General features: G+C 73.1%; 19 protein-coding genes. 14 read left to right on the top strand and 5 right to left on the bottom strand.

Annotated elements, in window-relative coordinates; all coding sequences use genetic code 11:
• Position 1: 1 nt before the first annotated feature.
• Genes H297_RS0112890 through H297_RS0112880 form a run of 3 tightly spaced genes read left to right on the top strand, consistent with a single transcriptional unit; the run spans position 2 to position 3,082 of the window.
• Positions 2-1,222, top strand: a complete 1,221-nt coding sequence (locus H297_RS0112890; RefSeq protein WP_078513945.1) for a segregation/condensation protein A — start codon at positions 2-4, stop codon at positions 1,220-1,222.
• Positions 1,215-1,943: an SMC-Scp complex subunit ScpB gene (gene scpB / locus H297_RS0112885; protein ID WP_078513944.1), complete on the top strand. Its 729-nt coding sequence runs from the start codon at positions 1,215-1,217 to the stop codon at positions 1,941-1,943. Before H297_RS0112890 ends, scpB begins: the two co-directional genes overlap by 8 nt.
• Positions 1,943-3,082, top strand: a complete 1,140-nt coding sequence (locus tag H297_RS0112880; protein WP_027737390.1) for a pseudouridine synthase — start codon at positions 1,943-1,945, stop codon at positions 3,080-3,082. Before scpB ends, H297_RS0112880 begins: the two co-directional genes overlap by 1 nt.
• Positions 3,083-3,166: 84 nt before the next feature.
• Here H297_RS0112880 and H297_RS0112875 read toward each other — a convergent pair whose 3' ends face one another.
• The gene (locus H297_RS0112875) at positions 3,167-3,487 is read right to left on the bottom strand and encodes a DUF952 domain-containing protein (protein WP_027737389.1); all 321 of its coding nucleotides are present in this window, start codon (positions 3,485-3,487) and stop codon (positions 3,167-3,169) included.
• A gap of 103 nt (positions 3,488-3,590) precedes the next feature.
• Between H297_RS0112875 and aroH the strand changes: the two genes are divergently transcribed.
• The 5 genes from aroH (at position 3,591) to der (ending at position 8,393) form a co-directional block, all read left to right on the top strand.
• Entirely contained in the window at positions 3,591-3,968 is a 378-nt protein-coding gene (aroH, locus tag H297_RS0112870) for a chorismate mutase (protein WP_027737388.1), read from the top strand.
• A complete protein-coding gene (locus H297_RS0112865) occupies positions 3,968-5,059 on the top strand; it encodes a prephenate dehydrogenase (protein ID WP_027737387.1) in 1,092 nt (363 codons plus the stop codon). Before aroH ends, H297_RS0112865 begins: the two co-directional genes overlap by 1 nt.
• A 325-nt stretch (positions 5,060-5,384) precedes the next feature.
• Positions 5,385-6,155, top strand: a complete 771-nt coding sequence (gene cmk, locus H297_RS36075) for a (d)CMP kinase (protein ID WP_486589492.1) — start codon at positions 5,385-5,387, stop codon at positions 6,153-6,155.
• A gap of 65 nt (positions 6,156-6,220) precedes the next feature.
• Positions 6,221-6,808 (top strand): lysophospholipid acyltransferase family protein, encoded by a 588-nt coding sequence (locus H297_RS0112855; protein ID WP_078513993.1) that lies wholly within the window; start codon positions 6,221-6,223, stop codon positions 6,806-6,808.
• Between the two features lie 106 nt (positions 6,809-6,914).
• Positions 6,915-8,393: a ribosome biogenesis GTPase Der gene (gene der / locus H297_RS0112850; protein ID WP_027737385.1), complete on the top strand. Its 1,479-nt coding sequence runs from the start codon at positions 6,915-6,917 to the stop codon at positions 8,391-8,393.
• 25 nt (positions 8,394-8,418) lie between these two features.
• On the opposite strand, the gene H297_RS0112845 is transcribed toward der, so the two are convergent.
• Positions 8,419-8,679, bottom strand: coding sequence for a hypothetical protein (locus tag H297_RS0112845; RefSeq protein WP_027737384.1), 261 nt, complete (start codon positions 8,677-8,679; stop codon positions 8,419-8,421).
• Positions 8,680-8,953: 274 nt separating this feature from the next.
• Positions 8,954-9,796, bottom strand: a complete 843-nt coding sequence (locus tag H297_RS0112840; protein WP_027737383.1) for a hypothetical protein — start codon at positions 9,794-9,796, stop codon at positions 8,954-8,956.
• 464 nt (positions 9,797-10,260) lie between these two features.
• On the opposite strand from H297_RS0112840, the gene H297_RS0112835 reads away from it, so the two are divergent.
• From H297_RS0112835 to H297_RS0112815, 5 genes are all read left to right on the top strand, one after another.
• Positions 10,261-10,905, top strand: a complete 645-nt coding sequence (locus H297_RS0112835) for a transglycosylase family protein (protein ID WP_027737382.1) — start codon at positions 10,261-10,263, stop codon at positions 10,903-10,905.
• A gap of 284 nt (positions 10,906-11,189) precedes the next feature.
• Positions 11,190-12,443: a glycosyltransferase family 4 protein gene (locus H297_RS0112830; protein ID WP_027737381.1), complete on the top strand. Its 1,254-nt coding sequence runs from the start codon at positions 11,190-11,192 to the stop codon at positions 12,441-12,443.
• Positions 12,440-13,462 carry a hypothetical protein gene (locus H297_RS0112825; protein ID WP_027737380.1) on the top strand — a complete coding sequence of 341 codons (1,023 nt, stop codon included), beginning with the start codon at positions 12,440-12,442 and terminating at the stop codon, positions 13,460-13,462. Before H297_RS0112830 ends, H297_RS0112825 begins: the two co-directional genes overlap by 4 nt.
• Positions 13,463-13,525: 63 nt before the next feature.
• Positions 13,526-14,518, top strand: a complete 993-nt coding sequence (locus H297_RS0112820) for a helix-turn-helix transcriptional regulator (protein ID WP_027737379.1) — start codon at positions 13,526-13,528, stop codon at positions 14,516-14,518.
• Positions 14,519-14,793: 275 nt separating this feature from the next.
• Entirely contained in the window at positions 14,794-15,009 is a 216-nt protein-coding gene (locus tag H297_RS0112815; RefSeq protein ID WP_027737378.1) for a hypothetical protein, read from the top strand.
• 36 nt (positions 15,010-15,045) lie between these two features.
• Here H297_RS0112815 and H297_RS36070 read toward each other — a convergent pair whose 3' ends face one another.
• Positions 15,046-15,945 carry a phosphatase PAP2 family protein gene (locus H297_RS36070; protein ID WP_051351776.1) on the bottom strand — a complete coding sequence of 300 codons (900 nt, stop codon included), beginning with the start codon at positions 15,943-15,945 and terminating at the stop codon, positions 15,046-15,048.
• Positions 15,946-16,223: 278 nt separating this feature from the next.
• Complete coding sequence (locus H297_RS0112805) at positions 16,224-17,390, bottom strand: glycosyltransferase family 39 protein (protein ID WP_027737377.1); 1,167 nt, start codon at positions 17,388-17,390, stop codon at positions 16,224-16,226.
• 332 nt (positions 17,391-17,722) lie between these two features.
• On the opposite strand from H297_RS0112805, the gene H297_RS0112800 reads away from it, so the two are divergent.
• Positions 17,723-19,399: an MFS transporter gene (locus H297_RS0112800; protein WP_027737376.1), complete on the top strand. Its 1,677-nt coding sequence runs from the start codon at positions 17,723-17,725 to the stop codon at positions 19,397-19,399.
• Positions 19,400-19,407 lie beyond the last annotated feature (8 nt).

Genomic DNA, 19,407 nt, shown 5'->3' with positions numbered 1-19,407 from the left:
GATGCCCCCTCCGACGCCTGACGACACCCTCCGCAGCCGGGGCTCCCGCCGACCGCTGGGGCGGGGGCCCGGCTCCTCGCCGGACGCCGCCGGGCAGCCGGAGCCGGGCCCGGAGCCCGAACCCGCCTTGCCGTCCCCACCTGTTACGGCTCCCTCCCCGGCCTCCGTGCCGGCCCCCGCGGCGGAACCCGCCCCCGGACCTGCACCGGCCTCCGCGCGGCAGTCCGAGGCGGACCCCGCGCCCGAGTCCGAGGCGCACGCCGCAGCGCAGCCCGAGACGGACCCCGCGCCGGAGACCGGGGCGGACCCCGCCCAGGATCCGGGGGCGAACCCCGCGTCGGGATCCTCCGCCGACTCCGCGGCCCGGCTCTTCGCCGACTCCGCGTCGGACGGCTCGGGCGGGGAGGGCGAACCGGACGCGGACGACGGGCGGTTCCGCGTCGTCCTCGACAACTTCGAAGGCCCCTTCGACCTCCTGCTCCAGCTCATCTCCAAACACAAGCTGGACGTCACCGAGGTCGCGCTCTCCAAGGTCACCGACGAGTTCATGGCGTACCTGCGCGCCATGGGCCCGGAGGGAGACCTCGACCAGACCACCGAGTTCCTCGTGGTGGCCGCCACGCTGCTCGACCTGAAGGCCGCCCGGCTGCTGCCGCAGGCCGAGGTGGAGGACGAGGCCGACCTCGCCCTCCTGGAGGCCCGCGACCTGCTCTTCGCGCGGCTGCTCCAGTACCGCGCCTACAAGGAGATCGCCGGCATCTTCGCCGACCGCCTCGACCAGGAGGCCCGGCGCTTCCCGCGCACCGTCGGCCTGGAGCCGCACCACGCCGAGCTGCTGCCCGAGGTGGCGCTCAGTGTCGGCCCCGAGGGCTTCGCCAAGCTGGCGGTCAAGGCGATGCGGCCCAAGCCCAAGCCGCAGGTGTACGTCGAGCACATCCACGCCCCGCTCGTCAGCGTCCGCGAGCAGGCCGAGGTGGTGGTCGCACGGCTGCGGGAGCGGGGCGAGGCGAGCTTCCAGGAGCTGACCGAGGACGCCGCCGACACCCTCACCGTCGTCGCCCGCTTCCTCGCGCTGCTGGAGCTGTACCGGGAACGGGCCGTCGAGCTGCACCAGGACGAGGCGCTGGGGGCGCTGCTGGTCACCTGGAGCGGCGCGGAGGACACCGCGCCGCTGGTGACCGACGAGTTCGACCAGGAGCCAGGAGAAGCCAAGGATGAGTGACACGGCCGACACCAGGACGGCGGAGGAGAGCTACGAGATCCAGGAGGCCGCCGCCGGCACGGACGGCGTGCCGTCCGCCGCACCGCCGCAGGGCGGACCGCCGGCGGGCGCCTCCGAGGTCGCCGGACTGGAGCTGAAGCCCGCGCTGGAGGCCGTCCTCATGGTCGTCGACGAGCCCGCCACCGCCGAACACCTGGCCAAGGTGCTGGAGCGGCGGCCCCGCGAGGTCTCCGACGCGCTGCGCGAGCTGGCCGACGAGTACACCGTCCAGGGCCGCGGTTTCGAGCTGCGGCTGGTGGCGGGCGGCTGGCGCTTCTACACCCGGGGCGACTATGCGGACGCGGTGGAGCGCTTCGTCCTGGACGGTCAGCAGGCGCGGCTGACCCAGGCCGCGCTGGAGACCCTCGCCGTGGTCGCCTACCGGCAGCCGGTCAGCCGCTCCCGGGTCTCGGCCGTACGCGGCGTGAACTGCGACGGCGTGATGCGCACCCTCCTGCAACGGGGTCTGCTGGAGGAGGCGGGCACGGAACCCGAGACAAGTGCGATCCTTTACAGGACGACGCATTACTTCCTGGAGCGGATGGGCCTGCGCGGCCTGGACGAGCTTCCGGAGCTGGCTCCCTTCCTGCCGGAAGCGGAGGCCGTGGAGGGGGAGACCCCGGAAGGCATGCCGTCGTTCGACGTAGACGATCCTTCCCCCGACTCCCAGACGGAACTTTGATGCGAAGCAGCGGCAGGAACACCGGCGGTAACCGAGGCGGCAGGCAGGGCGGCTCCGGCCGCGGTGGCCAGGCCTCCCAGAGCGGCCGAGGAGCCCCGCGCGGCAGGACCGGCGGTCAGGGCGGCGCACGCCAGCAGCCCCGCACCCCGCGGCAGCCGCGCCCCGAGGAACGCCGCTACACCCAGGGCAGCGGCGCCCAGCCCGCAGGCGGCAAGGGCGGCCAGAGCGGCCAGGGCGGCAAGAGTGGCAAGGGCGGCAACGTCCGCAAGAACGTCACCGGGAGCGGCGCCCCCAAGGCACGCGACCGCAGGGCGTCGGCGCCCGCCCGCCCCCGCGAGTACGAGGCACAGGTCGAGGAGCGCAACCGCGCCCGGCACTCCAAGCCCGCGGTCAAGCTCCCCAAGACGTTCGGGGGCCAGGAGGGCGAGCGCCTCCAGAAGGTGCTCGCGCGGGCCGGCATGGGCTCGCGGCGGGCCTGCGAGGAACTGGTCGAGCAGGCCAGGGTCGAGGTCAACGGCAAGATCGTCCGCGAGCAGGGGCTCCGGGTCGACCCGGAGAAGGACGAGATCAAGGTCGACGGGCTGACCATCGCCACCCAGTCCCACGTCTTCTTCGCCCTCAACAAGCCGGCCGGTGTCGTGGCCTCCATGGAGGACCCCGAGGGCCGCCAGTGCCTGGGCGACTACGTCCAGAACCGGGAGACCCGCCTCTTCCACGTCGGTCGGCTCGACACCGAGACCGAGGGCCTGATCCTGCTCACCAACCACGGTGAGCTCGCCCACCGGCTCACCCACCCCCGGTACGGCGTCAAGAAGACCTACCTGGCCGCTATCCAGGGCCCGCTCCCGCGCGACCTGGGCAAGCAGCTCAAGGACGGCATCCGGCTGGACGACGGGTTCGCACGGGCCGACCACTTCCGGGTGGTGGAGAACCACGGCAAGAACTACCTGGTCGAGGTCTCCCTCCACGAGGGACGCAAGCACATCGTGCGGCGCATGCTGGCCGAGGCCGGCTTCCCCGTCGAAAAGCTCGTGCGCACCCGCTTCGGACCCATCGCCCTGGGTGACCAGAAGTCCGGCTGGCTCCGCCGTATGACCAACACGGAGGTCGGCATGCTGATGCGGGAGGTCGATCTGTAGACGTCATGCTCGCCCCCTCTCATGTGGAGGGGGCTTCGCCCCCGGGAGGGCCCCTCCGAGAGGGCTCCACCCCGCGGGAGCGGGTCAGGACCACAGGGCGAAGGAGAGGGCCCGCCCCTCTCCGTCCCGCTGGACCTCCAGCATGCCGGCCACCGCCGACCGATTGACCCGCCCGTAGATCAGCGGCGCCGGCTCCCAGTGGACGCGGGCATCCAGCCGGTGCTCGTCGATCATGAGGGCCATCACGGGCCCCACCGCCTCCCGGAACCGGGCGTCCGCAACAGCCAGCGCCTGCTGCTCGTCGGCGGTGCACGGGATGAACCCGTCCTCGGCGAGCACCCGCGGGGAGTAGGGACGGTCCGGGGCCAGCAGCCAGTCGTCCAGCGGGACCACATGGAAGATCATGTCTCCACTTGTACCGTCTCACTGGGCGAGCGGCCCGCCCATGCGCGCGTGCGCAGTACCTACCCTGCTCCCGGCCAGGTAGCCGGCGCAGTGAGGAGAGGCAGTGGCGGAGCGAGTGCGGGCGGTCCGCGCGGTGCGGGGCGCGGTCCAGCTGGACCGGGACGACGCGGCACACATGCACGAACGGGTCGGTGAGCTGCTCACCACCGTGCTGGAGCGCAACGGACTGAGCGCCGACGACCTGATCAGTATCTGGTTCACGGCCACCCCTGACCTGCACAGCGACTTCCCCGCTGCCGCCGCCCGCAAGCTGGGCATCGTGGACGTGCCGCTGATCTGCGCGCAGGAGCTGGAGGTGGCGGGCGCGATGCCGAGGGTGGTCCGTATCCTGGCCCACACAGAGACCGAGCTGCCCAGGGCCGACCTCAGCCACGTCTACCTCGGGGCGGCCGCCGCACTCCGCAAGGACATCGCACAGTAATGCGCACAGCCCTCGTGCTCGGCACGGGACTCATCGGCACCTCGGCGGCCCTCGCGCTCGCCGCACGCGGCGTACGGGTGCACCTTGTCGACCGTGACCAGGAGCGGGTCCGTACGGCCGCCGCGCTCGGCGCCGGGACGGAAGGCGAGCCGGAGCCGGACGAGCCGGCCGACCTGGCAGTCGTCGCGGTGCCGCCCGCGCACATCGCGGCGACGGTCGTGGACGTGCAGCGCCGGGGGCTGGCACGCGGCGTCATCGACGTCGGCAGCGTCAAGGGCGGCCCGCGCAGGGAGCTGGCTGCGCTGGACGGCGACCTGACGAGCTACCTGGGCAGCCACCCGATGTCGGGGCGCGAGCAGTCCGGCCCGCTGGCGGCGACCGCGGACCTGTTCGAGGGGCGGCCCTGGGTGCTGACCCCGACGCCGGGCACGGACACGGAGGTGCTCAACCTCGCCCTGGAGCTGATCGCCCTGTGCGGGGCGGTGCCGGTGGTCATGGACGCGGACGCGCACGACCGGGCGGTCGCCCTCGTCTCGCACACCCCGCAGCTGCTCTCCAGCCTGGTGGCGGCGCGGCTTGCGCAGGCCGCCGAGACGGATGTGCGGCTGTGCGGCCAGGGCATCCGCGACGTCACCCGCATCGCGGGTTCCGACCCGGGGATGTGGGTGGACATCCTGTCGGCCAACCCGGGGCCGGTCGCCGACATCCTGACCGAGGTCGCCGCCGACCTCGACGCGGCGGTACGCGCCCTGCGCGAGCTGGCCTCGGCCGACGAGTCCGAGCGGGCCGGCGGGGCCGCGGACGTCGAGGCCCTGCTGCGCCGCGGCAACACGGGCCGGGCCCGCGTCCCGGGCAAGCACGGCCAGGCACCCGCCGCCTACGAGACCGTCACCGTGCTGATCAGCGACCGCCCCGGCCAGCTGGCACGGATCTTCGCGGACGCCGGTTCCGTGGGCGTCAACATCGAGGACGTCCGCATCGAACACGCCACCGGACAGCAGGCGGGCCACATGCAGCTCATGGTGGAGCCGGGCGCGGTGCGGGTGCTGGAACAGGAGCTGCGGGACCGCGGCTGGTCCCTGCGCCAGTAGGGCGTCCTCCGGGAGCTACGGTCGGCCCCTCCCCGACGTAGGGCCGCGGCGCCTCCCGGCCCCGGACGTACGGCTGACCCCTCCCCGGGCGGAGGCCGGGCCACGGTCCGTACGCGGGCGCCGGGCCCGTGCCCCGGACCGCCGGGCCGGACGGTGGAGTCGGACCGCCGGGCCGGGCCGCTGCGGCCGGGTGTCCGCGGCAGGGACGCGCGGCGTGGGGTGTCCGCGGCAGCCGGTAGCCTGGTGCGGGGATCCAGGCCCACCCCGCCGCCCCACGCGCCGTGTGCGCCGAGAGCCCGAAGACCCACGAAAGGTGCCCACCACCGTGTCCGCGACCCCCGCAGCAGTGATTGTCGCCATCGACGGCCCCTCCGGCACGGGCAAGTCGAGCACCTCCAAGGCCGTCGCGGCCCAACTCGGGCTGAGCTACCTGGACACCGGCGCCCAGTACCGGGCGATCACCTGGTGGATGCTCAGCAACGGCGTGGACGTCTCGGACCCCGCCGCGATCGCAGCCGCCGCGGGCAAGCCCAGCATCGTCTCGGGCACCGACCCGCGGGACCCGGCCATCTCCGCGGACGGGCTGGACGCCTCGGGGCCGATCCGCACCCAGGAGGTGACGGCCGCGGTCAGCGCAGTCAGCGCCGTGCCCGAGATCCGTACCCGGATCACCGAACTGCAGCGGGCCATCGCCGCCGAGGCGGACGGCGGCATCGTCGTCGAGGGCCGGGACATCGGCACCACGGTGCTGCCGCGGGCCGACCTGAAGGTCTTCCTCACGGCGTCGCCCGAGGCGCGGGCCGCCCGGCGCAGCGGCGAGCTGAAGACCACCGACGGCAAGCCCCTTCCGGACCTGGCCGCCACCCAGCAGGCGCTGGCCGCTCGCGACAAGGCGGACTCCAGCCGCAAGACCTCCCCGCTGAAGAAGGCCGACGACGCGGTCGAGGTGGACACCACCGAGCTCACCCTGGAGCAGGTCATCGAGTGCGTGGTCACGCTCGTGGAGAAGGCCGCCGAAGAGAAGGGGCAGGCCGGGCCGGGGACGAAGGCCCCGTCGGCGGCGGACACGGAACCGGTGGAGAAGGCGGCCAGGTGACCGGGAACGAGTCCACCGGCAGCGAGCGGGGAGCCGCAGTCGGCCGCAGGATCGGCCTCGGCCTGATGCACGGCCTGTGGCGGCCCCGCGTGCTGGGTGCCTGGCGGGTGCCGCCGGGCGGCCCGGTGATCCTGGCGGTCAACCACGCGCACAACATCGACGGCCCGATGCTGATGGGAACGGCGCCCAGGCCGGTGCACTTCCTGATCAAGAAGGAGGCGTTCGTCGGCCCCCTCGGCTCCTTCCTGCGCGGCATCGGACAACTGGAGGTCGACCGCTCCACCGCCGACCGGAACGCCGTCACCACCGCCCTCGGCGTCCTGGAGCGCGGCGGTGCCCTCGGGATCTTCCCGGAGGGCACCCGGGGCGAGGGCGACTTCGCCGCGCTCCGCTCCGGCCTCGCCTACTTCGCGCTGCGCTCCGGCGCTCCGGTCGTCCCGGTCGCGGTGCTCGGCAGCGCGGACCGTCCGGGACGGCTGATACGGGCACTGCCGCCGCTGCGCAGCCGGGTCGACGTGGTCTTCGGCGACCCGGTCACCGTGGGCGACGGATCGGGGCGCCGGACGCGGAAGGCGCTGGACCACGCCACCACACAGCTCCAGGAGCGGCTGGCCGCGCACCTGAAGGATGCCAGGCGGCTCACCGGCCGCTGACCACCGACGACCGGACAGCCCGGCCACGACCCGGCCGCCGACGCCGATCGGCCCCGGCCCGCCCCGGACCCTGCACGGAATCGCTGAACGACGAGGACGAGACGTCATGAACGACCAGATCCACCCCGCCGACGACGGCACCGGAGAAGGCCACGGTGAGCTGGGTGACGCCGAGTTCGCCGAGTTCTTGCAGCTTGCCGCCGAAGAGGGCTTCGACCAGGACGAGGTGGAGGGCGCCCTCGGCGAGGCCGGACACGGGCCGCTGCCCGTACTGGCCGTCGTCGGCCGCCCCAACGTCGGCAAGTCGACGTTGGTGAACCGCATCATCGGCCGCCGCGAGGCCGTCGTGGAGGACCGCCCCGGCGTCACCCGGGACCGGGTCACCTACGAGGCGGAGTGGGCGGGCCGCCGCTTCAAGGTCGTCGACACCGGCGGCTGGGAGCAGGACGTGCTGGGCATCGACGCCTCCGTCGCGGCGCAGGCCGAGTTCGCCGTGGAGGCGGCCGACGCGGTCGTCTTCGTGGTGGACGCGATGGTGGGCGCCACCGACACCGACGAGGCCGTCGTCAAGCTGCTGCGCCGCGCGGGCAAGCCGGTGGTGCTGTGCGCCAACAAGGTGGACGGGCCCTCGGGCGAGGCGGACGCCGCCTACCTGTGGTCGCTCGGCCTGGGCGAGCCGCACCCGGTCTCCGCGCTGCACGGGCGCGGCACCGGCGACATGCTCGACGAGGTGCTCAAGGCGCTGCCCGAAGCGCCCCGCGAGACGTTCGGCGGCCTCACCCTCGGCGGCCCCCGCCGGGTCGCCCTCATCGGCCGGCCCAACGTCGGCAAGTCCTCGCTGCTCAACAAGGTGGCGGGCGAGGAGCGCGTCGTCGTCGACGAGTTGGCGGGCACCACTCGGGACCCGGTGGACGAGCTGATCGAACTCGGCGGCAAAACCTGGAAGTTCGTGGACACCGCCGGTATCCGCCGCCGCGTGCACATGGCCGAGGGCGCCGACTACTACGCCTCGCTGCGCACCGCGGCGGCGCTGGAGAAGGCCGAGATCGCCGTGGTGCTGATCGACGTCAGCGAGTCGATCAGCGTGCAGGACCTGCGCATCATCACCATGGCCGTCGAGTCGGGCCGCGCCGTCGTCCTCGCCTACAACAAGTGGGACACCCTGGACGAGGAGCGCCGCTTCTACCTGGAGCGGGAGATCGAACGGGATCTGGTCCAGGTGCAGTGGGCGCCGCGGGTCAACGTCTCGGCCCGCACCGGGCGGCACATGGAGAAGCTGGTGCCCGCCATCGAGACCGCGCTGGCGGGCTGGGAGACGCGGGTGCCGACGGGGAAGCTCAACGCCTTCCTCGGGGAGATCGTCGCCTCGCACCCGCACCCGGTGCGGGGCGGCAAGCAGCCGCGCATCCTCTTCGGCACCCAGGCGGGCACCAGGCCGCCGCGGTTCGTGCTGTTCGCCTCCGGCTTCCTGGAGGCCGGCTACCGCCGCTTCGTCGAGCGGCGGCTGCGCGAGGAGTTCGGGTTCGAGGGCACACCGATCCAGATCTCGGTGCGGGTGCGGGAGAAGCGCGGCCGCAAGAAGTGAGCCGCCGCCCGCCGCGGCCGCTCCCTCAGTGGTGGTGACCGTGGCGGGGGGCGGGCGGCAGCGCGGGCAGGTGCCAGGCCGGTGTGTGCCACGCGGCGGCCGAGGGCTCCTCGTCACCCCAGGAGCCCGTCCCCGTGCCGTGCACGGTGCCGAACCCCACGAACTGCAGCTCCTCCTCGCCCGTGCGGTCCCCGGGCAGCGCCCGGAAGAGTCTGCGGTACTCCGCGTACAGCGAGTCGTAGATGGGCGTGGACCCCTCCGGTGACGCGCTGTGCGGTGACCGCATCCGGGGCACGACGAAGGTCCCCGCCGGAGCGGGGACCCGGCTGCCGCCGGGGTGGACGTGGTGGGCTCGAATCGGCTCGTATGGCTGCACGTCTGCCCAACGACCGTCCGCCGCCCCGGATGCGGCCCACCGTCCCGTTTGACCTGATCGCGGTCGGCGCCCCCACCGCTCCCGGCTCGCGGGGATCACCCGCCCACAGGGGCACCTGTCCAGCCGGGCGCCCGTTCCACCGGGCGTGCCGGGCCCACCCGGCGGGCACCGCCGTCGGCGTGGCTCAGGTGCCTGCCAGCGGCATCGTGCCGGCGACCAGTACGCCGCTCGCCGCCGCCTTCTCCAACGCCTCCCGCAGCAGGTCCTCGCGGGGCTGCTGGCCGATCGAGCCGGCGGGGGCCGCGTAGACCAGCACGGTGTGGCTCTTGGCCGCGGCGGTGCGCCAGCCCTCGGTGACGGCGAGCGGCTGGTGCGCCTGCCACCAGGCCACCGGCTGGCCGCCGGGCACGGCCGGGGGCTGGAGAATCGCGTGGAGCTGCCCCATCGCCAGCAGCACCGACCAGCCGGCGATCGGCGCGGGCCGTGCGGCCACATCGGTGACGGGCAGGAAGCCGTGCTCGATCAGCAGCGGCAGGAAGTCGTCCCCCGGCCCCTCGGAGCCGGGGCGCGCGATGGGGCCGGTGGGCTCGACCACGACGGCCGGGTGCAGGACGTCGTCGAGGAGGACCTGGCCGCAGGTGACGCCCAACACCGCCTGCCGGGGGGTCGGTTCCGGCCCGGCCGGGGCGGTGGGGGAGACGGGGGCGGAGGCACCGACGGGAGCCGGCGGCTCGCCCTGCCGGGCCGCGGCCGCCTGCTCGTCCGCGGTGAGGGAGCGTACGGCGCCCTGGAGCTGGTCCTCGGAGACGGTCACCACCTGGGAGGGGATGCAGGTGGCGTGGGCGAAGGCGAGGACGGCGGTCTCCTCGCCGACGAACAGTACGGTGCTGGTGCGCTCCTGCTGGGGGTTGCCCCGGTTGCGGCACGAGGTGCAGTCGTACTCTCCTGGGGTGTTCTCTCCGGCGAGCAGCCTGTCGGCTTCTGCTTCGCCGATCTCGGCGCGTACGGCGTCGCTGACATCGAGCATGGGGGACACGGGAGCTCCTGGCTTTCGGTACCTGTTCGCCTGGACAACGGGAGACCTGTGGTGACGGTCACGCGCGGGCGCGCGGCGGGGCGGGGTACCGGTCGACATCCGGTCACACAAACGGGGCTGAGGCTCACGCACCGTCAACGGGGCGGCCCGGTACGGGAGTTCGACTCGTGAAGTGACTCACAGTGTCGGCCAGGGGCAGCCGGACGGTGTCAACTACTGTCCGGATTGCGGTAGTTCGTGGGGCGTCCGAAAATCGCCGTTATACCCGGTAACCGGCATCTGACCTGCTGAGACGAAGATCCGGTTTCAATTCGGGCGAGGTGCCCCATACATTTCACGACGGTGCAACGCGCACCACCCGGGACAGGCGGAGTCGAGTGCGGGCGCAACGGGCGCCGCGGTGCTCGTCCGCGCGGGGGAACGAGGGGGACCCGGGTTCGTGGAGAGGGTTTGATTTGTTCAAGCGTCGTACAGCAGTGGTGCTCACGGGTGCCGGTATCGCCGCCCCGCTCGCCCTGCTCGCCGCCACGGCTCCGACGGCCTCGGCGGCGTCCAACGACGGAGTGTGGGACCGCATCGCCCAGTGCGAAAGCGGCGGGAACTGGCAGACCAGCACCGGCAACGGCTACCACGGCGGTCTTCAGTTCTCGAACAGCACGTGGCAGGCCTACGGGGGTAGCTCCTATGCGCCCACCGCCGACAAGGCCAGCAGGTCGCAGCAGATCGCTGTCGCCACCAAGGTGCAGCAGGCGCAGGGGTGGGGAGCCTGGCCGAACTGCTCCGCCAAGGCGGGCGCGTCCGGTACGCCTCCGCAGGCGGCTGCGCCGAGCCGGGACCAGGGCCAGGGGCAGAGCCGCGACGGGAGTGCGGGCCAGGACCGGCAGCAGGCGCAGCCGCAGTCGCAGGACCGCCCCGCCACCCACCCGGGACGCAGTTCTGCACGCGGTGGTGACGGCAACTACACCGTGCGGACCGGCGACACGCTCGGCTCGATCGCGTCCGCGCACGGGAAGGGCTGGAAGGAGCTCTACACCGCCAACAAGGACGTCATCGGTTCCGATCCGGACCTCATCGTCGCCGGCCAGAAACTCGATGTCTGACGTGGTCGTCGGCCGCCCGGCGGCCGACCCCCACTGAGTGAGCGGCCCCGCCCGGCCACCGTGCCCGGCGGGGCCGCTGCCTGCGATGCAGGCACAGGAAGGCAAGGAAACGATCGGAGAGAACCCAAAGTTCCCCTCGTGTGGTCACAAAAAGGGAACCGTTCAGAACTCTTCTGAAACAACCTGCTCAGGGCACCCAACCCTCCCAGGTACTTAATGGTCTAGCTCGGTGACAGTGCGGACAGAGGGGGACTGACCGCAAGGACGCGACGGACTCGGGGAAAATGCACATTTCCTTTCTGCTCCACAACGGGTACGCCATCGGGGGAACCGTCCGTACCACCTACAATCTCGCCCGCTGCCTCGCCGAGCAGCACGATGTGGAAGTCGTCTCGGTCTTCCGCACCCGCGACCGGCCCGTCTTCGATCCCGGACCGGGAGTCGGGCTCCGCCACCTCGTCGACACCCGCGGGGTGCACACGCCCGCCGACCTGGGTGCCGCACACACGCGGCCGGCCCAGGTCTTTCCGGCTGCCGACGGCAAGTACCCGATGTACAGCGGACTGACCGACCGCCTCATCGGGGAACACCTGGCCCGCACCGACGCCGATGTCGTCGTCGGCACCCGCCCCGGGCTCAACACGCACCTCGCACTGCAGACCCGCCGCGGTCCCGTGCGGATAGGCCAGGAGCACCTCACGCTCGCCACTCACGCCCGCAACCTGAAGCTCGTGCTGCGCAGCGTCTACCCCCGGCTCGACGCGCTGACCACCGTCACCGAGGCCGACGCAGCCGACTACCGGCACAAGCTGCGGCTGCCCGGGGTGCGCATCGAGGCCGTACCCAACAGCGTTCCCGCGCCCGCAGTGACCCCGGCCGACGGCTCCAGCAAATGGGTCGTCGCGGCCGGCCGGCTCGCCCCCGCCAAGCGGTACGACCTGCTGATACGGGCCTTCGCCAAGGTCGTCGCGGAGCGGCCGGACTGGCGGCTGCGCATCTACGGCAGCGGGCGGGAGAGACCAGGACTGCGCGCCCTGATCGACGAACTCGACCTCTACAACCACGTCTTCCTCATGGGCGCCATCCACCCCATCGAAGCGGAGTGGGCCAAGGGGTCGATCGCCGCCGTCACCTCCAGCCTGGAGTCCTTCGGCATGACCATCGTCGAGGCCATGCGCTGCGGTCTGCCCGTCGTCGCCACGGACTGCCCGCACGGTCCCGCGGAGATCATCCGGCCCGGAGTGGACGGCCGCCTCGTTCCCATGGGCGACGAGAACGCCGTCGCCGGAGCGCTGCTGGGCCTGATCAACGACGATGCGCTGCGCCGCCGGATGGGCCGGGCCGCGCTCGCCGACTCCGCACGCTTCGACCCCGCCAGGATCGGGGCCCGCTACGAATCGATCATGCGCGATCTGATCGGCAAGGGCAGCCGTGGCCTGCACCGCACCCGTGCCTCACTGCTGGGTGGGGCCTACGCCGTCAAGGACGTCCTCCGGAACACGGGCTCCGCGGCGCTCCAGGGAGGACGTACGACATGAGCGGCAGCACCACCGACACCATGACGCACACCCGGGCGGCCGACGCCTTCCACGCCCCCGCCCTCGCCGCCTTCCCCACCCTCCCCGAGGAGGACCGCGCCGCACCGGGCGCCGCGCACCTCGCAGCGGGGACGGAGCACCACCCGAAAGCTGGAGAGACCGTGTCCGCACCGCCCGCCCCGCGCGGCCCGGAAGCCGACTGCACCGCCGACACCGCCGGCGGCCTCACCTTCGACGTGAGAGTGGCCGAGGACGAGACCCACGACGGGGACCCCGGGCTGCTGTTGCGCCGCAGGCCCGGCCCGTCCGGCGAGACGGAGGAGGTCAGGCTCCCGCTGGCACCCGTGCAGGAGGCGTCCCCCGGCATGCTGCGCGCGACGCTGCCCAGCACCGTACGGCTGAGCGAGGGCCGGTGGAACGTCTTCCTGATGCTGTCCGGGCAGGAGCCGCGCCGGCTGATGCCCGGCTGCAACGACACCCGCTCCCTGGTGGACCGCGTCCCGCGGGAGAGCCGCAGCTGGCTGGGCGTGCGCATTCCCTACGCCACCAAGCACGGAAACCTCAGCGTCCGTTCCTGGCTGCGCTGGCCGCACGCGGAAGCGGGCGCGGTGCGGGTGGACGACGGCGGGATGGAGCTGAGCGGACGGCTCCACGGGGCCGAGGTGACGCCGACCGCCCGGCTGGAGGCCCGTCCCCGGCGCGGCCAGGACACGCCGGTGACGGCGGAGGTGACCGTCCCGGGCGACGACCCGCGGGAGTTCACCGCCGTGCTGCCCTATCCGCCGCTGGCCGGGCACCGGCTGTGGGACCTGTGGCTGCGCACCTCCCACGACGCGGAGCCGGTGCGGATCGCCCGCCTCCTCGACGACGTTCCGGACAAGAAGCGGATCTTCACCTATCCGGCCTGTGCCGTCGATGCCGAAGAGGCCGAGGGGAGCGAGGCGGCGGCGCTCACCGCGCGGCCCTACTACACACTCAACAACGACCTGGCCGTGCGGATCGACCGCGTGGAAGCCTGAACGGACGGGCCGTCGCACCGCTCGCGGACACGCCCTGTCCGCGAGCGGTGCGAGACTCGGCACATGCTGGAGACCTCGGCGCGGCTGCTACGGCTGCTCTCGCTGCTGCAGACCCGCCGCGACCGGTCGGGGAGTGACCTGGCGGAGCAGCTGAGGGTCAGCCCCCGCACCGTGCGCCGGGACGTCGAGCGGCTGCGCGAACTGGGCTACCCGGTGCACTCCACCAGTGGCACGGCGGGCGGCTACCAGCTGGGCGCGGGCGCGCAACTGCCCCCGCTGCTGCTGGACGACGAGGAGGCCGTCGCCGTGGCCGTGGGGCTGCGCGGTGCCGAGGGCGGGATCGAGGGGATCGGCGACTCCTCCGCCCGCGCCCTGGCCAAGCTGGAGCAGGTCCTTCCGCACCGGCTGCGCCGCCGGGTGGGGGCCCTGAACGAGTTCACCGTTCCGGTGGCCGGCGCGCACCGGGGCCCTGCCGTGGAGGCGGCGACGCTCACCGAACTCGCCCATGCCTGCCGCGACCGGCAGCAGCTGCGGTTCCGCTACACGAGCCACGGGGGTGCTGACTCCCGGCGGACCGTCGAACCGCACCGGCTGGTGACCACCCATCGCCGCTGGTACCTGGTCGGGTGGGACGTGGACCGGACCGACTGGCGCACCTTCCGCATCGACCGGATCGGCCTGACCCCGCCGCACGGCCCCCGCTTCCGGCCCCGTACGCCCCCGGCCGAGGACCTGGCGGCCTGGGTCGCCGAAGGGGTCTCCGTACGCGTCCACCCGGTGCGGGCCACCGTGCTGGTGCACGCGCCCATGGAGCGGGCGGCCGAGCGGGTCTCGGTGTCCGCCGGCACGCTGGAGCCCGTCGACGCGGAGCGCTGCCTGCTGCACACCGGTGGCCCCTCCCTGCGCGTACTCCTCGTCCACGTGCTGATGCTCGGGCTGGACTTCGAGGTGCGCGAACCGGAGGAACTGAGGGCGTATGTCGGTGCGTTGCGTGATCGTCTCTCCCGCTCTCTGGGAGAGACGGCTTCGGGCCGGACGGCCTCGCCGCGCTCTTGAACCGGCAAGCCGTCAATCGCACTTCGGCAACTCTTCCGACTGTCTTAAGGTGCCCTTCGCGTACTGTTCCGGAATTCCTGAGAACCGCGCCGGGGCGGTGAATTCCCACGCTCGGCACACAATGCGGAATCCCTCGAATTGCGGTCCCGCAAAGGACACGTACGAGTGACACAGGCAACCGCGCTCCGTGCACCCAGCGTTGTGACACAAGCGTGACGGCGTCGCCATGGAGGCCGGACTTCCGGGTGTGCGCGCCCTGCGCTTACGGTGACTCCATGGCACCGGATTCCGTGAACTCCCCCCTTCCCGACGACGACCCCGAGGGCTACGTGGGCCTGGCGGCGCAGGAGGCGGAGCGGCGCGCCCGCGAGCGCGGTTGGCTCAGCGTGCGGCACCTGGAGCCGAACGCGATCATCACCATGGAGTACGTCGTCGGGCGGCTCAACCTGGCAGTCCAGGACGGCCAGGTGGTGCGCTGCTGGAAGGGCTGACCGGCCGCGTACGGCCCCGTGCGCGGGTCTCCGCGCTCAGTAACGGGAGACCCGCGCACGGGCCTCGTCCGCCGCCCGCGGCAGGGCGGTGCGGGTGCCGCCGGTGGAGTCCTGCGCCGGCATCCGCGGCCCCACCAGTTGCTGACGGGTGGAGACGGCCTGCCCGGCGGGGGTGGAGGCGGGTTCGGGCGCCCATGGCGACCCGGCCGTGGTGAACCGTTCACGCAGGGCGAAGACGAGGCTCTCCACCCGTACGAGCGCGGGCTCGCACCAGGGCAGTCCGAGCAGGATCAGCAGCCCGGCGGCCCAGCCCAGCAGCACGTCGCTCACCCAGTGCGTACCGAGGTAGACGGTGGTGGCGCCCACACCGAGGGCGAAGACGGCCGCGACGACGGACAGCCAGCGGCGGGCGCGGGGAGTGGTGGCCAGGTAGGCGAGGATGCCCCAGGTCACGACGGCGTTGGCGGTGTGGCCCGAAGGAAATATATCGCCGCCCCTGAGCAGTTCGGCCGAGCCGATCTCCGTCGCGTAGTGCGGCCCCAGCCGTCCCAGGCCGATCTTGACGGCGCCGACCGAGGCGTTGAGCAGCAGCAGCGCGAAGGCGAGGGCGAGCAGGGGGCGCAGCGTGCGTTGCCGCCAGGACCGCCAGCCCAGCCACGCGGCCACCAGCACCGCGGTGGGCCCGCGCTGGCCCAGCACCACGAAGGCGTCCAGGAAGCTGTGGATGGAGGGCCACTGCTTGTACGGGCGGAACAGCATGACCTGCCAGTCCAGCTGGACGAGCCATGTCGTGCCCAGGACGGCGACCACGATCGCCAGGTAGAAGGCGACCGTGACGCTGAACAGACCCAGCCGGACGCGGCTCATCCGCGGGAACGGGCCGCAGGGCCGGTGAGGCTCCTGCTCCAGCCGGGAGAAGATTCGGTCGGTACGCACCTCATCGAGATTACCGCGCGTGAAGAGTGGGTTCGTCGAGGGCGGGCCTTTCGTGATGCCGATGTGATGTGCGGAGGCGATGTGCGAGGGGGTGTGCCGGAGCGGCCAATACGCACCTGTGCGGGCTTAGGCGCTGTTTATCTCGGTCGATTCCCGGGCCGATTGATTCCGTGGCGGCGAGGGCGAAGCGACTTCCGTCACAACGGTGTTGAGGTGAGATTTTCCCATTCCCCGGTGGCCGTACCGCATTCGTGTGGCGCCGGAGGCCGAACGGTCGGTCAGGGTGGGCCCGAGCCGTTCAGCCACCAGGCGCCGTAGCCGGCCGAGAGCGCGGCGAGCGCGCCCAGCACCAGCCCCGCACGGACGGGCCGGCAGCGGGCGAGCGCCGCCGCCGGAGGAAGCAGCAGTGGGAAGGCGGGCAGCAGCAGCCGGGGTTTCGACCCGAAGTACCCCTTGGCGCACAGTGCGAGTACGACCACGATCCCCGCGTAGGCCAGCAGCGCCGGGGGCTGTCGGCGGCGCAGGCACAGCACGTACAGCCAGAGCACCAGCGCGACCCCGGCGAGCAGGCCGAGGCCGCCGACGACGGTGCCGGCCAGGTTCTGCCCGATGAAGCAGGCGAACGCCCAGCCGCCGTCGAAGCCGTTGCCCCACGCGCCCTGGATGTCCAGGTATCCCGTGACACTTCCGGTCCGGACGCCCACCCAGGCGACGTACCCGCACCACCCCAGTGGGGCCAGTGCCAGCCCCAGCGCCGTCCGCCCGCGCGGCGCCCGCCGCTCCCGCCACGCCTCCTGGAGCGCCGCGCACCACAGCGCCGCCACCACCGCTGCCCCCACCGGGCGGGTCAGCCCCGCCAGTGCGGCCAGGGTGCCGGCCCATACCCACCGGCCGGTCAGCACGGCCCACAGCGCCCACGCGGCCAGGGCCGTGAACAGCGACTCGCTGTAGGCCATCGACTGCACCACGCCGACGGGTACCGCCGCCCACAGCGCCGCGAGGCACACGCCCGCGCGGCGTCCGTGCAGCCGCTCACCGATCAGGTAGAGCGCGCCTGCCGCCGCCAGCGAGGCCAGCCCGCTCACCAGCAGCCCCGCGTCGGGCGCGGACAGCGGTGAGACCTCCGCCACTCCGCGCTCCAGGGCGGGCAGCAGCGGGAAGAACGCCAGGTCCGAGTGGATGCCGCCGTCCGGCAGCCGGGCCTGGTAGCCGTACCAGCCCTCGGCGACCCGCGTGTACCAGAGCGAGTCCCAGCGGGCCGTCAGCAGGGTGTGGGGGCTCGCGCCCCGCGCCGCGCTCCAGACCACCAGCACGGCCAGCCCCAGCGCGCGTACGCCCGCGAACACCAGCACGGCCGGTGCGGCCCGCCGCCACGCCGCCGTGCGGGCATCCTGGGGAACATCCGTACGAGGACGGAGGGAGCCGGCATCCGCGAGTTCAGTCATCCGGACGATTATTGGTCACCTCTCCCGCACCCTGAGCAGCGGGCGGAAACTCGGCAGAGCGGGCAGGAAGCCGAAACCGCAGGAAACCCGCCGCCATGCACGGGCACATCCCGGGCAGATGCACCACAGCCGATCCACCCGTTGAATGGGGGAGCGGTGGACGCTCGCTACGACTCGCGTACGCTGACCGGCACTCGCCCTCTTCACCGGGCCGGAGCCGACGCCACCCGGGTCGCGCGGACAGACCATCGCGTCGGCCGGCGCCCCCACGCCCGGCCACCCGGGACCCCACGGGACGGCCCCCAGGTGCGAGAGCAACAGGAGGTGCGGACATGACCGGGACGACCACGCCCATATCGCGGCATGCGGACGTCCCCGAGCCACCGGCGGGCGCGGGCTCCGGCGAGGGCCGGCACAACCGCTGGGTCGTCCTCGTCGTCCTGTGCGCGAGCCTGCTGCTGGTGGCCGTCGACGCCACGGTGCTGCACGTCGCCGTCCCCGCCGTCTCCGAGGACCTGCGGCCCGGCTCCATCGAGCTGCTGTGGATCGTGGACGCCTATCCGCTCGTCTGCGCCTCGCTGCTGATCCTCTTCGGGACGCTCGGTGACAAGGTCGGCACCCGCAGAGTGCTGCTGTTCGGCTACGCGCTCTTCGCCGCCGCCTCCGCCGTCGCCGCCTACGCGACCAGCGCGGGTGTCCTGATCGGCGCGCGGGCCCTGCTCGGCGTCGGCGGCGCCATGATCATGCCCGCCACCCTCTCGATCCTCCGCCAGGTCTTCCCCGACCGGCGCGAGCGTGCCCTGGCCGTCGGCATCTGGAGCGCAGTCGCCGCCGTCGGCGCCGCGGTCGGGCCGCTGGTGGGCGGCGCGCTGCTGGAGCACTTCTGGTGGGGCTCCGTCTTCCTGATCAACCTGCCGCTGATGGCCGCCAGCCTGCCGCTGGGGCGGTGGCTGCTGCCCGAGTCCGCCGGCGGCAGCGACGGGCCGTGGGACGTGCTGGGCGCCCTGACGGCCGCCGCCGGGCTCTTCGGCGTGATATTCGGGGTCAAGCAGGCGGGCGGCGGCGAGCTGCTCTCCCCGCTGTGCTGGCTCCCCCTGGCCGCCGGAGCCGTGCTCATCGCGCTCTTCGTCCGCCGCCAGCGCAGGCGGACCCAGCCGCTGATCGACTTCGGCACCCTCACCCGCGCCGCCTTCGGCACCTCCGTCGGCTGCATCGTGCTGACGGTGCTGGCGCTGGTCGGGCTCGCCCTGATCGCGGCCCAGTACCTTCAGCTCGTCCTCGGGCTCTCGCCGCTGGAGACCGGGCTGCGGCTGCTGCCGCTGTCCGTCGCCGCGATCGCCGCAGGGCTCCTCGGGTCCCGGCTGCTGGCCCTGCTCGGGCCGCGCACGATGGTCGCGCTCGGGTTCCTCGTCACCGCGGTCGCCGTGCTCTGTCTGGTCGGAGTGGGCCAGCACGACCGGCCCGGGCTGCTGGTCGGCGGCTTCGTCCTGCTGGGCTTCGGGCTGGAGACGACACTCTTCGGCTGCTACGAGTCGATGCTCAGCGAGGCCCCCGCCGAACAGGCCGGCGGGGCCGCCGCCGTCGGCGAGACCGCCTACCAGCTCGGCGCCGGCATCGGTATCGCCCTGCTCGGCAGCGTGATGAACGCCGCCTACGGGCCGGGCGTCCGCAGCGCCGCCGAGCGCCACCACATCCCCGGCGGTGACGCGGCCGACGCCGGTCATTCGCTGGGCGAGGCGTACGAGGTCGCCGACCACCTCGGCGGCGACGCGGGCGAGGCGCTGCGCCAGGCGGCGCGCTCCTCCTTCGTGGCGGGGCTCCATGTAACGCTGCTGGTCAGCGCCGCCCTGCTGGTACTCGGCGCGCTGGCGGCGCTGCGGCTGCCCCGCCGGATGGAGGGCACGGCACGCAGCGAGGACCGGGGCGGCGCGGCCGAGGGCGCCCCGTGCGCACCGGAGGCGGCGGGTGGCGCCGGGCAGCCCTTGTCGCGGGGCATCACCCAGTCGTAGCGTCGGCC

This window comes from Streptomyces sp. CNT360 (genome assembly GCF_000424785.1).
Note: the sequence above shows the minus strand (reverse complement) of the source record. Positions and strands in the feature narration are given on the sequence as shown.